This is a genomic window from Mycobacterium sp. ELW1 (assembly GCF_008329905.1).
Lineage (GTDB): Bacteria > Actinomycetota > Actinomycetes > Mycobacteriales > Mycobacteriaceae > Mycobacterium.
Map to the genome: position 1 here is coordinate 5,946,056 of NZ_CP032155.1, position 14,565 is coordinate 5,960,620.

At 67.3% G+C, this 14,565-nt stretch carries 11 protein-coding genes and 2 pseudogenes; 7 read left to right on the forward strand and 6 right to left on the reverse strand.

Annotated features, from left to right (window positions below):
- Window positions 1-25: 25 nt before the first annotated feature.
- The 4 genes and pseudogenes from D3H54_RS28585 to D3H54_RS28600 form a co-directional block, all read left to right on the forward strand.
- Window positions 26-1,099: pseudogene (locus D3H54_RS28585) on the forward strand (arabinosyltransferase C-terminal domain-containing protein); the annotation flags it as partial.
- Window positions 1,096-4,307: pseudogene (locus tag D3H54_RS28590) on the forward strand (arabinosyltransferase domain-containing protein). The pseudogenes D3H54_RS28585 and D3H54_RS28590, both read left to right, overlap by 4 nt.
- 107 nt (window positions 4,308-4,414) lie before the next feature.
- The gene (locus tag D3H54_RS28595; RefSeq protein ID WP_149383049.1) at window positions 4,415-5,026 is read left to right on the forward strand and encodes a hypothetical protein; all 612 of its coding nucleotides are present in this window, start codon (window positions 4,415-4,417) and stop codon (window positions 5,024-5,026) included.
- Window positions 5,027-5,092: 66 nt separating this feature from the next.
- Window positions 5,093-6,592: an APC family permease gene (locus tag D3H54_RS28600; RefSeq protein ID WP_149383050.1), complete on the forward strand. Its 1,500-nt coding sequence runs from the start codon at window positions 5,093-5,095 to the stop codon at window positions 6,590-6,592.
- On the opposite strand, the gene D3H54_RS28605 is transcribed toward D3H54_RS28600, so the two are convergent.
- Entirely contained in the window at window positions 6,589-6,957 is a 369-nt protein-coding gene (locus tag D3H54_RS28605) for a hypothetical protein (protein ID WP_149383051.1), read from the reverse strand. The two genes, D3H54_RS28600 and D3H54_RS28605, sit on opposite strands and share 4 nt — an antisense overlap.
- A gap of 272 nt (window positions 6,958-7,229) precedes the next feature.
- Between D3H54_RS28605 and D3H54_RS28610 the strand changes: the two genes are divergently transcribed.
- Window positions 7,230-7,583: a hypothetical protein gene (locus D3H54_RS28610; protein ID WP_149383052.1), complete on the forward strand. Its 354-nt coding sequence runs from the start codon at window positions 7,230-7,232 to the stop codon at window positions 7,581-7,583.
- Window positions 7,584-7,612: 29 nt separating this feature from the next.
- Here D3H54_RS28610 and D3H54_RS28615 read toward each other — a convergent pair whose 3' ends face one another.
- From D3H54_RS28615 to D3H54_RS28630, 4 genes are read right to left on the reverse strand one after another with little or no spacing between them, the layout of a single operon-like run.
- On the reverse strand, window positions 7,613-8,875 hold the full coding sequence (locus D3H54_RS28615) for a serine/threonine-protein kinase (RefSeq protein ID WP_149383053.1): 1,263 nt from the start codon (window positions 8,873-8,875) through the stop codon (window positions 7,613-7,615).
- A 29-nt stretch (window positions 8,876-8,904) separates the two neighbouring features.
- Complete coding sequence (locus D3H54_RS28620; protein WP_149383054.1) at window positions 8,905-9,342, reverse strand: RDD family protein; 438 nt, start codon at window positions 9,340-9,342, stop codon at window positions 8,905-8,907.
- Window positions 9,339-9,731 (reverse strand): hypothetical protein, encoded by a 393-nt coding sequence (locus tag D3H54_RS28625; protein ID WP_149383055.1) that lies wholly within the window; start codon window positions 9,729-9,731, stop codon window positions 9,339-9,341. Before D3H54_RS28625 ends, D3H54_RS28620 begins: the two co-directional genes overlap by 4 nt.
- A gap of 17 nt (window positions 9,732-9,748) precedes the next feature.
- The gene (locus D3H54_RS28630; protein ID WP_149383056.1) at window positions 9,749-10,516 is read right to left on the reverse strand and encodes an SCO6745 family protein; all 768 of its coding nucleotides are present in this window, start codon (window positions 10,514-10,516) and stop codon (window positions 9,749-9,751) included.
- Window positions 10,517-10,685: 169 nt separating this feature from the next.
- Here D3H54_RS28630 and D3H54_RS28635 point away from each other — a divergent pair, with 169 nt between their 5' ends.
- Together D3H54_RS28635 and D3H54_RS28640 are read left to right on the forward strand one after the other, a co-directional pair.
- The gene (locus D3H54_RS28635; protein ID WP_149383057.1) at window positions 10,686-10,997 is read left to right on the forward strand and encodes an SDR family NAD(P)-dependent oxidoreductase; all 312 of its coding nucleotides are present in this window, start codon (window positions 10,686-10,688) and stop codon (window positions 10,995-10,997) included.
- Entirely contained in the window at window positions 10,964-12,235 is a 1,272-nt protein-coding gene (locus D3H54_RS28640) for a glycoside hydrolase family 27 protein (protein WP_149383058.1), read from the forward strand. The genes D3H54_RS28635 and D3H54_RS28640 overlap by 34 nt, the downstream gene beginning before the upstream one ends.
- Here the strand turns inward: D3H54_RS28640 and D3H54_RS28645 are convergent.
- Window positions 12,232-14,454, reverse strand: a complete 2,223-nt coding sequence (locus D3H54_RS28645; RefSeq protein WP_286199334.1) for a molybdopterin-dependent oxidoreductase — start codon at window positions 14,452-14,454, stop codon at window positions 12,232-12,234. The genes D3H54_RS28640 and D3H54_RS28645 overlap by 4 nt on opposite strands.
- Window positions 14,455-14,565: the final 111 nt, after the last annotated feature.

Sequence of the window (14,565 nt, forward strand, 5' to 3'; positions counted from 1 at the left end):
GGGAGCTGCGCGACTGGGCGACCGACGTCTGGTCGAGGCGGACCCGAATGCCGGTATGTTGCAACCGGTTCCGGGCCAGAAGTGGGGCCAGTACGGGCCGCTCGGCGGGGACAATCCGGTCGGCTTCACGCCGAACGGCATCAGTGACACCCTGGAGCCGGCCGAGCCGTTCGTCGCCAACCCCGGCACCGTCAACTCCGACGGGTCACCCAACAAGCCCAACGCGGGCATCGCCTTCGCGGCAGGCACCGGCGGCGGGTATGGCCCGGTCGGCGTCAACGGCTCGCGGGTGTTCCTGCCGTTCGGTCTGGACCCGAAGACCACCCCGGTGATGGGCAGCTACAACGAGAACACCGTTGCGGCCAAGGCGACTTCGGCGTGGTACCAGCTTCCGCCACGCACTCCCGACCGGCCGCTGGTGACCGTCGCCGCCGCGGGGGCGATCTGGTTCTACGACGAAGAGGGACAGTTCAACTACGGACAGTCACTCAAACTGCAGTGGGGTGTGCAGCGGCCGGACGGCACCTTCCAGGCGCTGAACTCGGTGCAACCCATCGATGTGATCGCCCAAAAGGCCTGGCGCAACCTGCGTTTCCCGCTGTCATGGGCACCGCCGGAGGCCAACGTCGCGCGGATCGTCGCCGACGACCCGAACCTGAGCACCGACCAGTGGTTCGGCTTCACCCCGCCGCGGGTGCCCGTGCTGCAGACCGCTCAGCAGTTCCTCGGCTCTCAGACGCCGGTGATGATGGACATCGCCACCGCCGCGAACTTCCCGTGCCAGCGCCCGTTCTCCGAACACCTCGGCGTCGCCGAACTGCCGGAGTACCGGATCCTGCCCAACCTCAAGCAGGTGGTGGTGTCGAGCAATATGTGGCAATCCGCCCGCGCCGGTGGGCCGTTCCTGTTCATCCAGGGACTGCTGACCACCGCGACCGTCCCGACGTATCTGCGCGACGACTGGTATCGCGACTGGGGCGCGATCGAGCGCTACGTCCGGCTGGTGCCGTCATCGCAGGCGCCGAACGCCGTGATCGACCAGGGCACCAAGACGGCATTCGGTTGGAGCCGTAGCGGACCGATCAGGGCACTGCCATGACACAGACTCTCGCGGCCAACGCACGCAACGCCGCCGGTGACGTACGGATCACCCGCTGGGTGGCCACGATCGCCGGACTGGTGGGCTTCGTGCTGTCGGTGCTGACACCGCTGCTGCCGGTGGAACAGACCACCGCGACGCTGAATTGGCCGCAGGCCGGTCAGCTGACCAACGTCACCGCCCCACTGATCTCCCAGGCCCCGGTGTCGGTGACGGCGACGGTCCCCTGCGACGTGATCCGGTCCATGCCGCCCGCCGGCGGCCTGGTGCTGGGGCTCGCGCCGCAGAAAGGCAAAGAGGCGGCGCTCAATTCGCTGTTCGTCAACGTCAATGCGCAGCGCGTCGACATCACCGACCGCAACGTGGTGGTCGCAAGCGTCCCGCGGGCGCGGGCGGAGTCCGCCCAGTGTCAGCGCATCGAGATCAGCTCGACCACCGATGGGACGTTCGCCACGTTCGTGGGGTTGAACGATCCGACCACCGGCAAGGACCTGCGTAGCGGGTTCGCCGATCCCAACCTGCGACCGGCGATCGTCGGGGTGTTCACCGATCTGGTCGGTCCGGCGCCGCCGGGGCTGACCGTCTCGGCGACCATCGACACCCGGTTCTCCACCACGCCAACGGTGTTGAAGCTGGCCGCGATGTTGCTGGCGATGACCGCCACCGTGATCGCGCTGGTGGCCCTGTGGCGGCTGGACCGCCTCGACGGGCGCCGCATGCACTCCTGGATTCCGCAGCGCTGGCGCACCTTCACCGCGGTCGACGTGACCGTGGTGGCCGGATTCCTGATCTGGCATGTGATCGGAGCCAACTCCTCCGACGACGGCTACATCCTGCAGATGGCCCGCGTCGCCGACCACGCCGGCTACATGTCGAACTACTTCCGCTGGTTCGGCAGTCCCGAAGACCCGTTCGGCTGGTTCTACAACGTGCTGGCGCTGATGACCCACGTCAGCGACGCCAGCATCTGGATGCGGTTGCCGGACTTGATCTGTGCGCTGGTCTGCTGGCTGCTGCTGTCCCGCGAGGTGCTACCCCGGTTGGGCCCCGCCGTGATCGCCAGCCGGCCCGCACTGTGGGCCGCGGGCCTGGTGTTGATGGCGGCGTGGATGCCGTTCAACAACGGTCTGCGCCCCGAGGGCCAGATCGCGACCGGCGCGCTGATCACCTACGTGCTCATCGAACGCGCGGTGATCTCCGGTCGGCTGACCCCGGCGGCGCTGGCCATCATCAGCGCCGCGTTCACCCTCGGTATCCAGCCCACCGGCCTGATCGCCGTCGCCGCGCTGATCGCCGGTGGACGTCCGATCCTGCGAATCCTGGTGCGCAGGCGCGCGATCGTGGGGACCTGGCCGCTGGTGCTGCCGCTGCTGGCCGCGGGCACCATCATCCTGACCGTCGTCTTCGCCGACCAGACTCTGGCAACGGTATTGGAAGCCACCAGGATTCGCACCGACATCGGGCCCAGCCAAGCCTGGTACACCGAGAACCTGCGCTACTACTACCTGATCCTGCCGACCGTCGACGGCTCACTGTCACGGCGGTTCGGCTTCCTGATGACCGCGCTCTCGCTGTTCGTGTCGATGTTCATCATGTTGCGCCGCAAGCGTGTTCCCGGGGTGGCCCGCGGTCCGGTGTGGCGGCTGATGGGCGTCATCTTCGCGACGATGTTCTTCCTGATGTTCACCCCACCAAGTGGGTGCATCACTTCGGCCTGTTCGCCGCGGTCGGTGCGGCCATGGCGGCGCTGGCCACCGTGCTGGCCTCACCGGCGGTGCTGCGATGGTCGCGCAACCGGATGACCGTCGTCACCGCGGTGTTCTTCCTGCTCGCGCTGTGCTTCGCCACCACCAACGGCTGGTGGTATGTGTCGAGCTACGGCGCGCCGTTCAACAACGCCATGCCGAAGATCGCCGGGATCACGGTCAGCACAATATTTTTCGCACTGTTCGCGGTGTCTGCGATCTACACGACATGGCTGCACTTCAGCACCCGCGACCACGGCGAGGGCCGCATCGCCCGGGCCGTGACCACCGCGCCGATTCCGGTGGCCGCCGGATTCATGGTGCTGGTGTTCATCGCCTCGATGGCCGCAGGCGTGGTGCGCCAGTACCCGACCTACTCGAACGCCTGGGCCAACCTGCGCTCATTCTCCGGCGGTTGCGGGCTGGCCGACGACGTCTTGGTGGAGCCGGACGCCAACGCCGGCTTCCTGACCCCGCTGCCCGGCGATTACGGACCGCTCGGCCCACTGGGCGGCACCAACCCGGTCGGCTTCACGCCCAGCGGCGTACCGGAACACATTGTGGCCGAGTCGATTCGGATGACCAATCCGCAACCCGGCACGGATTACGACTGGGATCAGCCGATCAAGCTGAGCACACCGGGCGTCAACGGCTCGACCGTGCCGTTGCCCTACGGCCTCGATCCGGCACGGGTTCCGCTGGCAGGCAGCTACTTCGTCGGCCCGCAGCAGGACGCGACGCTGAACTCCGCGTGGTATCAGTTGCCGCCCAACGACGATGGTCACCCCCTGGTCGTCGTCACCGCCGCAGGCACCATCGCGGGACTCAGCGTGCTCAACGGCTTCACCGACGGGCAGACCGTCGAGCTGGAGTACGGCAAGCCCGGACCCGACGGCGCCCCGGTGCCCGCCGGCCGGGTCAGCCCCTACGATCTCGGCCCGGCGCCGTCATGGCGCAACCTGCGCTACCCCCGCTCGGCGATCCCGGCCGACGCGACCACCGTGCGCATCGTCGCGCAGGACCGCTCGCTGTCGCAGGGCGACTGGCTGGCCGTGACTCCGCCGCGGGTGCCCGAGCTGCGGTCGGTCCAGGAGTTCGTCGGTTCGACGCAGCCGGTGTTGATGGACTGGGCTGTGGGCCTGGCGTTCCCGTGCCAGCAGCCGATGCTGCACGCCAACGGCGTCACCGAGGTGCCGAAGTTCCGGATCACACCGGACTACACCGCCAAGAAGCAGGACACCGACACCTGGGAGGACGGCCGCAACGGCGGCCTCCTGGGCATCACCGACCTCCTGCTGCGCGCGCACGTCATGTCGACCTATCTGTCGCATGACTGGGGCCGCGACTGGGGGTCGTTGCGCCAGTTCGAGACGATCGTCCCGGCTGAGCCCGCGCAGATCGACCTGGGCACGGCAACGCGCAGCGGCCTGTGGAAGCCGGGTCGCATCAGGATCAAGCCCTAGTCGGATCAAGCCCTAACATATTTCCCGGGTCGCTTCGCTCCTGCCCTCCGGAAATGCAGTAGCGCGGTACTGACATCACCGCGGCCTGGTGCCGCCAGTGTGGGGTCATGGAACACATCCTCAGGAGTCGACCGGTGGTCGCCACGGTGGCGGCGATCGCTGCAGGCACAGTCATGCTCGCCACCACGACGGCGGAGCCGCCGAAGCCCACTGCCGCGATCACCCCGCGGGTCTCCGTCGAGGTCGTTGAGCTCGCCGCGCTGCCGGTGGCTGCGGCGGCGATCGATCAGGTGAGCGTCCGTCCAAGCCTGCCCAACATCGCCGGCGGCGTGATCGCGGGTGCCGGTTCCGGAGCGTTTCTCGGTTACATCAGTGCCGGACTGGTGGCGGTCAACGTGCTCAACAAGATTCCGGTGCTGGGCCAGGCGCTCACCCCGCTCGTCCCGTTGGTCGGCATTGTGGGTGCGCTTGTCGGTATCCCGATCGGCATGGTCGCCGGTGCGGTTGCCGCCGTGCGCAATTGGGTGACCAGCCTGCGCTCGCAGCCCAGCAGTTCAGCATCCGCCACCACATCGCACCGCTCGGTGCGACCAGGCCCGCGGCCGGATCGGAAAGTCACCAAGACATCGGAACCCCGAAAAGCCGCGACACCGCAACGGCGTTCCCACCGGCCCGGGTCGGGCCTCGGGCACTCCGGCAAGGGCGTCACCCGGCACTGACCCCCCGGCGGTTCGGATCCCGTCGTAACGGCGCTTGTCCGGCATCCGCGGTGGCAGAATCCGCTGATGGCCGAAGACGCAGCAATCGTCGATCCATTGATGCACGGCCTGCGCTCCAAAGGCCTCAAGAAGGGATCGGTCTCCCTCGTGGGAGCGGTCGCCATCGGTCTGGCGGCCACCGCCCCGGCCTATTCGCTGACCGGTGCGCTTGGGCACGGCGCGGAGGAGTCGGGCTACCAGCTCCCGATCGTCTTCATCATCGCCGTCATCCCGATGTACTTCGTCGCACAGGCCTACAAGCACCTCACCGACGCCGCCCCGGATGCCGGCACCGTGTTCACCTGGGGCTCCAAGGCGATCGCACCGCACATCGGCTGGATGGGCGGCTTCGCGCTGGTGCTGTCGTCCATCCTGGCCGGTGTCGGCGCCGCCGGGATCCTGACCAACGCGGCCGCGGTGCTGGTGGGCATGGACTCGTCCCCGGTGTGGTTCGACATCGTCGTCGCCACGGCGTTCATCCTGCTGACGACCTGGCTGGTGGCCCGCGGTGCCGAGGAATCGTCCCGCACCACCCTGATCCTGACGATCATCCAGTATGGCGGGCTGCTGCTGTTCGCGATCATCATGATCATCCCGGTATTCCGCGGTGGGCAGAGCGCAAGCGCCGAGTCGTTCTCCTGGGAGTGGTTCAACCCGTTCGCGATTCACGACTTCAGCGGTCTACTGGGCGGCTTCCTGGTGGCCATCTTCATCTTCTGGGGCTTCGACGCCTCACTGGCGATGTCCGAGGAGACCTCCGGAACGTCGGCCGACGCCGGCCGCAGCGGAGTCACCGCGATCCTGATCACGGTTGCCACCTACGTGATCTTCTCGGTCGCGGCGCTGGCGTTCGCCGGTATCGACCCGAACAGTGACACGAGCCTGACTCACGAGGGCAACGTCGACGACGTGTTCACCACGCTGGCCACCCAGTCGATCGGCGAACGCGGCGCGATGCTGGCGGCGCTGGTGGTCGGGTTGTCCGCGTTCTCGGCGACGATGTCCACCGTCATGCCGACGGCCCGCGGGCTGTTGTCGATGGCGACCTACAAGGCGTTGCCGCACCGGTTCGCCTCGGTGAGCCAAGCGAGTTCGACGCCCAAGTACGCGACCTGGGTGATCGGCCTGACCAGTCTGGCGATCTATTGCGTGCTGGATGTGGTCAGCGACAGCGTGGTGTCGGATTCGGTCTACAGCGTGGGCATCGCGATCATGACGTACTACTCCGTGGTGGCGATCTCCTCGGTGGTGTACTTCTGGCGCACCGCTTTTCGCTCGTGGCGCACGGCGATGGGTCAGGTGATCCTGCCCGGCATCGGTGCGCTGATCTTGATCCCGGTGGGCGTCGTCGAGGCGTACCTGATGGCCGACCCGAGCACCGGTTCGGGCGGCTCCCTCCTCGGCATCGGAACCGCGTTCGTCGTCGGCGTGCTCAGCCTGGCGTTCGGTGTCGTGCTGATGGTCCTGTGGAACCTGAAGGCTCCCGCCTTCTTCCGCGGTGAGACGCTGCCGAGAGAGCGCACTTAGCCGCCGTTGTGGTTGCCGAAGCCGTTCGGCCCGAACGGCCGGTTCGGCGCCACCGTGACCGTCTGGGTTGCGGTGGCGATCGACGTGGCGACGGATGTCTCGGTCTGCGTTGCCGTTTCGGTATTGGTCACTGTTTGTGGGTCCTGAGTCGCCGTGACTGTCTGCGGCGCCTGGGTCTCGACGACGGTCTGCTGCGGTTGCGCTCCGCCGCCTGAGCCGGAGTTGGACTGGTGATGGGTCGCAGGTGCAGCGGTGGTCGTCGTCGTGGTCGGGGTCGACGTGACGGTGACAGTTGTCGGACCCGTGGCCCCCTTGGATCCGCAGGCCACCGCGCCCAGCACCACCATCGCTGAAACAGAGGCCACCAGACATATCGACCGAATACCTGTATTCACAGATGACATGTCTAATTATTGACGCGCGCAAAAGCCATGCGCCACAACAGCGAATGTTCGTAGAGTCGGCTGTCAACAAACTCTCGAACCCCTGGAGATCGCGCAAAATCGCTGATACCGAACCGTTTTCGATACGTTATGACTCCCTCAGCGCGCACCAATTCGTGTCACAGCTGGCACAAATCCACGGTCCATAACGTCGTTACCGCAAGCGCAACTCGTGCAACGAAACGGATATGACGATGAATCTCAAGCGATTGGTCTACACCTCGACCGCGGCGGTCGGCATCGGTGCGGCCGGACTGTTCGGGCTCGGTATCGGAACCGCGAGCGCCGATCCCGGCCAGTGCGGCGGCCCCGGGCCGCAGAACTGCCAGGGTCCCAACAACGGGTGGAACAACGGACACGACAACAACTGGAACAACGGGCCGGGCGACCAGAACAACGGGCCGGGCGACTGGCAGCATCGCAACGTCGATCAGGCTCGCCAAGACCACCAGCCCTTCAACTGGAACGGCCAGTGGGTCCAGCCGATGCCGGCCGGCAACGGGGCGGGCTGGGGCTTCTGGTTCCTGGGGCAGTGGATTCCGCTGTAACCCACGTGCAGAGTGGCCGACCGGCGGCGCTAACCTGCGCCGCCGGTAGCCATTTTCTCGGACTGCAAAGACCACACGATCGGACCGGTGCCCGCGGCCGCATGCGCGCAGTACGCCGGCGCACCCTTCTCGCTGACCGCCGCCGCACCCAGCACGGCACAGTTCGCGCCGATCACCACGACGGGCAAATCCATCCGGCTCGAGGTGGCGGGCGGCGGTGACGTGGTGCGCGTCGTGGCCGAGGCGTTCAGATCGCGGTGGCCGAACAGCAGCGAAACGCCCGCGGCCGCACCGGCAATGATCACCACCGCACCCAGGATCGCCGGGATGAGCAGCCGACGGCGCGACGAATCGGACTCCGGCTTGGCGTGACGACCGGCACCAGCCTTCGGCGACGCACCGGACGCCGGTGCGGAACTGGTCACGTCGGTCGCGCCGGTCTGCCGTTCCGCGGTGCCGATACCCTGCTGCAGCGCCCGCGCGAAGTCGATGCAGCGGGTGTAGCGCTTACCGGCATCTTTGGCCAGCGCCTTGGCGAAAACCGGGCTCAGGCAAGCAAGTTCGGGACGCTTGGCACCGATGGCGGGCGGATCGGAGCTCAGATGCTGGCTGATCACGATCGCAGGGTTGGTGTGCTGGAACGGCGGCATGCCGGTCAGCAGATGGTAGGCCGTCGCCGCCAGCGCGTATTGATCGGCATGACCGTCGATCTGCTCGCCCTTGAGCTGCTCCGGGGCCGCATAGGCGACGGTTCCTACGGTCATGTTCGTTCCGGTCAGATCGCTCGACTGCCCCATCCAGCGGGCAATTCCGAAGTCCGCGAGCATGACTCGCTCGTCACCGGTGCCGGGCAGACCCAGCAGGATGTTGGCGGGTTTGACGTCGCGGTGGAGCAGTCCGCGGCTGTGCGCATAGTCGAGTGCTTCGGCGACCCCGGTGATGATCCGCACGACTTCCGCGGGCGGCATCCCGTACGGATAGCGCTCGGCGAGCAGACGGGAGGCGTCGGTGCCGTGGATGTATTCCATCGCGATCCACAGCTTGTCGTCGAACTCGCCGCGGTCGTAAATCGTCACGATGTGCCGATTCGACAACGTGGCCACCATGTCGGCCTCGAGGTTGAACCGCTTGCGGTACTCGTCGTCGGAGCTGACCGCGGAACCGAGCACCTTGAGCGCGTCATGCCGGGGCAGCCGGGGATGCTGGGCGAGGTAAACCTCACCCATACCTCCGGCCCCCAGTGTCCGCAGGATGGTGTAACCAGCAACAACCTGGCCGTCAGCTAACGGCATTGGGGCATCCTAATCATCACCGGTAACGATTACCGAACGGGAGCGCCGGGGGCGGGGCGGTCGTAGATGACCCGGCTGCCCAGCACGACGTCCTGCGCCGACCGTCGCTGCCGATCGACAGCAACCCACAACAGCCCGACCGGGAACAACACGCAGGCCACCGCTCGCAGTGCGGCGACAGCAACGCGCAGGGGCTTCCCGCGCCGGTCCAACACCCGGACTCCCAGCACGACCATCCCCGCTGTGCGTCCGGACAGCGTCCAGCCCCCGGTCAGGTACAGCACGGACACCGCGAGAGTCACTGTGGTCGAGAAGATCAGGTTGGGGGCGGGGAACCGGAACGCCGCCGGGTTGACGATCAACATCGTCAGCGCCAAACCGAGATAGAGAGCGCCCATCGTGACGAGGACGACCACCATGTCGACGAGAGCCGCCAGACCTCGGGAGACGATGCCGGCGTTGGTCACTGACGTTCCTGGGTGCCCGGCTCCCGGCCCAGCATCCGGTCGACAAAGCCGGAGATCATGTCATCGGCACGCGCCGTCTGGCTGCGCACATCGGTCATCACGTCCGCGGTGACCGTCCCGGTCGACTCACGGATGATCGTGGGCAGGTCCACCCCGTCGATGATCTGGTCGGCCAGCCCGATCAGATCGATCCGCGCGATGATCGCGTCGATGTCGACATCGGTCACGATCGCGTCGATGTCGACGTTGTCACGGACCAGCGCCGTGAGATCGAGCTGTTCCAGAACGAGTTCGACAACTCTCGTCAGCCCCGCGACACCGATCCGGGTCGCTTCCTGCCGGGTCGCCCGCAACGGGTCGCCGATCAGCGGAAGCCGCTCCCAGAACACGAGGGAATCGTTAGTGCTCAGGCGCCGACCGGGGCCGGTGCGCTGGCCTTCAACGCCGCCAGGGCGGCGACGCTCAGCCGGGCCAGCTCGTCGGCCTCCGCCGGAGTCAGCGCGGATTGGTAGATCTGGGCCATCCGCCGGTTGGTGAGGTCCTCGACCTCGTCGTACGCGTCTTTCTTGCCCGCCACGTCGGCGAACGGCGGCTGCCACCCCATGAACGCCGCGTAGTCCGTGCCGTGGTTGAGGATGTGCGCCTCGACAGGGCTCAGCCCGGAGATCGTCAGAGCGTTGAAGTGCACGGCGGCACGCAGTTCCCGCAGCACCATCATCACCTGCAGGGCCCGCGCGGGGGCGTCGTCGGCCAGCGGCATGGCCCGCCAGCCCGCATACAGCGGAAGGCCGGGCTCGGGGGCGTCCGCGATGATTTTCTCACCCAGCTCGGCGATGCGGTCCAGCCCCTCGGCCCCGGCGAGGTACGTCCTGCCGAACTCGGCGAGCTGATCCCAGTAGAGCCGGCAACTTTCCGACGCGGGGTGCACCGCGACGCCGTTCTCCCAACATGACCGCGCGAGGTTGGGTTCGAAGACGGCGAACACCGCGGTGACCGTGGTGCCGGTGGCGTCACCGAGGACGCCGCCGCGACCGGCGAAGTACGCGGCGAACGGGTCCGGATAGCCGGCCTCGAGACTCTTTGCGAAGGTGTCCGGGTTGAGCATGAACACGCTGATGGCCTCGCCGATGGCTGCCCCGGCGGTCCGGACCGATTCGACGTCGATATCGCTCATGCGCCGGAGTGTACGGAGGTGAGGGCGTACCCGGTGTGGGATCCCACCGTCTTGGCCGCGAAGTCGGCGGGAATTATGACCCCGCAGTCGCCAGCGATCCCGGGAAGCGCACCGCGAACTCCAAGTCGCGACATAGCTGCCGCTCACGTCCGGTCTGTTGAGTGGGGACATGGCATTTCCAGCGAACTCAACTAAGGACAGTCCTTTCGTTCTGGTCCTCGATGCCGGAACCGACCGGGGTTACCGGCTTGCCCGGGCACTTCTGGCAGCCGGCAACTGTGTGGTGGCCGTCGACCGTAACGCGGCCCGTCTGGCGCGAATCGGCCACGGCCACAGCAGCGCTCGACTTTTCCTGATCGCCGCCGACACCACCGATCCGGCGCAGGCCGAGCAGGTGCTGGCCCGAGCGCATGCGCACTTCGGTGAAGCGCCTCCTACTCTTGCGCTATGCGCCGACTATCGACGATCCTCGGCTGCCTAGTTCTGCTCACGGCCTGCGAGTCGGCCCCGCCCGTCCCGGACCCGCCGGCGGCCCTCACCCCGCCGATGGGCTGGAACTCGTGGAATTCCGGTATCCCGCTGTCCGAGGGGACCGTCGAGGAGACCGTCGACGCGATGGTGTCCTCCGGGATGCGCGACGCCGGGTACCGCTATGTGAATCTCGATGCGGGCTGGGCGGCCGACACCCGCGACAGTGCCGGCGACCTGCGCGCCGACCCGATCCGGTTTCCCGGCGGTATCCCCGCCGTGGCGCAGTACGCCCACGCCCACGGGATGCTGCTGGGCCTGTATGCGAGCCCGAGCTATGAGCTGTGCGGACTCGGCAAGGCCAATGCGAGCAGGGGCCACGAAGCGGCCGACGCGGCCACGTTCGCGCGGTGGGGCGTCGACTACCTGAAATACGACTGGTGCAGTACCGACTCGAACCGATCGGATCAGATCAGCGCGTTCACCGTGATGCGGGATGCGTTGCATCGCAGCGGAAGACAGATTCTGTACAGCATCAACCCGAACACCTCGGGCGACCCGTCCGCCGGGTCCGACCACGACTGGTCGGAGATCGCCGACATGTCGCGCACCACGATCGATCTGGTTCCGTTGTGGCACAGCCAGACCGGGAAGGCCGGCCCGGTATTCGGGGTTACCGAGCAGGTCGACGCCGATGTCCCGCTGGGCGCCCGCAGCCGGCCCGGTTTCGTCAACGACCCGGACATGCTGGTGGCCGGTATCGGCTGGCCGGACTTCGTCGCCGATCACCAGGGCATGACCGGAACACTGGCCGGTGAGCACGGCCCGAGCATGACCCTCGACGAGCAGCGCACCCACCTGTCGCTGTGGGCGATGATGGCGGCACCGCTGTTGGCCGGCAACGACATTCGTACCATGTCCGGACAGACCCGAGACCTGTTGACCAATCCCGAGATCATCGCGGTCGACCAGGACCGGCTCGTCGCGCAGGGCCGCCGCCTCGCCGAGGACCACCGGATCATGGTCAAGCCGCTGGTCGGCGGCGCCGTCGCGGTCGCGATGACCAACCTGGATTCACAGCCCGCATCGATCGTCACCACCGCGGCCGCCGTGGGCCTTCCCACCGCACCGTGCTATCGGGTTCGCGACCTGTGGACCCACGCAGACAGCACCACACCGAGTGACCTTGCCGGCAAGTCGATTCCACCGCACGCGACGGTGGTGTTGCGGGTCGAGCCGAACTGCGGCTAGCCGACTGCGGCGGGGACCACGGTCACCGGGATCCCGTTCAGCGCACCATTGCCCGACGGTTCGTCGAGGAATGTCGGCGGCGACAGGATGTTGGTGTTGACCCCGGGTGACCCGTTGGCCACCGACATCCGAGTGCCGGGCTTCCCGTGTCCCCAGCCGTGCGGCATCGACACCACACCGGGTTTGATGGCGTCGGTCACCTCCACCGGCACCTCGATGCGCCCGGCCGAGGACGTCACCGTCACGTGGTCGCCCCCCGACACCCCCCGGCTGGCGGCATCGTCGGGGTGCATCAGCAGGGTGCAGCGATCACGGCCCTTCATCAGAGCCGAAACATTGTGCAGCCACGAGTTGTTCGACCTCAGATGGCGCCGGCTCACCAGCACCAGCTCGTCGGGCTCACGCTCAAGGCGGCGGGCCAGCCGCGGGATGTCGTCGAGCAGATACTGCGGGGCCAGGCGGATCTTCTTGTCGGTGGTGCTGAGGATCTCCGGGACCTGCGACACCATCGGCCCGAAGTTGATCCCGTTGGGCTGCTCCTTGAGTTTCGCCAGGCTCAGCCCGTCCGGGTTCTCGCCGTAGCGGTCGCCGAACGGCCCGGTACGCAGGGTCAGATCGAGAATGCGTTCCGGTCCGCCCTGCGTGTAGTGGCTACGCACCTGCCCGCCGTCGAGTCCCTGGGTGAAGCACAAGTAGTCGAAGAAGCCGTCGTCGATCGCGGCGACGTCCACCTCTTCGGCAGGCACTCCCGCGCACAGGCCGGTGAGCCGCACCAGGATCTCCCACTCCTCCGGGCGGTCGGGATCCTCGGGGGCGAACACCGGTACGGAATAGTTGGCGATGCTGTTGATCGCGAACATCAGGATCAGGTCGTCGTGATGCGGCTGCTCCAACGGGGACAGGCCAGGCAGGATTACGTCGGCGTGGCGCGTGGTTTCGTTGAGCCACAAGTCAACTGCGATCATCGCGTCGAGGCCCGGCAACAGCTCATCGAGCCGATGACCCTGCGGAGTGGACAGCACCGGATTGCCCGCCACCGTGATCAGGGCGCGGATCTGCCCCTCCCCCGGTGTTTCGATCTCCTCTGCCAGACACGACACCGGCACCTGCCCGAGCACCTCCTTGGCGCCGCGCACCCGGGTCTGCCAGCGGCCGAACTCGGGCAGCCCACCCTCCAGGCCGGGCTGCGGCTGGGCGGTGACCGTCCACACCGCGGGCCGGGGGAACATCGCACCGCCCTCGGTGTCAAAGTGGCCGGTGAGGATGTTGACGACGTCGACCAGCCAGCTGGCCAGACTGCCGAACTCCTGATTGCACAACCCGATTCGGCCGTACACCACGGCGCGTTCGGTACCCGCCAGTTGGCGGGCGAGGTGTTTGATGCGGTCCGCGTCGATGCCCGTCACCGGGGCAACCCGCTCCGGTGACCAGTCGGCCGCGGCCGCCCGCAGGGTGTCGACACCGTCGATGTGGTCGGCCAGTCGACCCAGCCGAACCAGGTTTTCGTCGAACAAGGTGTGCACGACGGCCAGTAGCAGGGCGGCGTCGGTGCCCGGGGTGATCGGCAACCATTCGTCGGCCTTCGCCGCGGTCGCAGTGCGGACCGGGTCGATGACGATGACGTTGTCGATGGCGGCGAGAATGCCCATCACATCGGGGGCGGCCAGCAGCGAGCCTTGCGAGGCGGCCGGGTTCGCGCCCATCACGACCAGCAGGTCGGTGCGTTCGATGTCGGGAACCGGGAATCCCCACCAGTTGCCGTACATCAGATGCGACGACAGGTTCTTCGGCCACTGGTCGACGGTGCCCGGCGAATAGCTGACCGGGATTCCGGACATGCCCAGCAGGACGCCGGTGTAGCGGCCCAGCGAGAACGAGTGCGCCAATGGGTTTCCGGTGTAGCAGGTCACCGCACCGATGCCATGCTCGGCGATCACCGGGGCCAGCAGTTCGGTGCAGCGCCGGAAGGCGGCGTCCCAGCTGACCTCCTGCCACTGTCCGTCGACCTTGATCATCGGCGTCCGGATCCGGTCGGGGTCTTCATGGATGGCGCCCAGCGACGCACCCTTGGGGCACAGGTGCCCACGGCTCCACACGTCGTCCTGGTTGCCGCGGATGCTGTCGACGCGCCCGTCGGAGACCTGAATCTCCAAGCCGCACATGGCCTCACACAACGGGCAGGTGTAGAGGTGGCGGCCGTCTTGGCCGATGGCGGCCAGCTCGATCTTCTCGGTGGTCACCGACCCACGGTAAGGCGGCCGGGCTCGCGATCACCGACGTTTCGTCAACTTTGCCATCGGCCGGCGTCCGCGCGGGCGAATTACACAGGT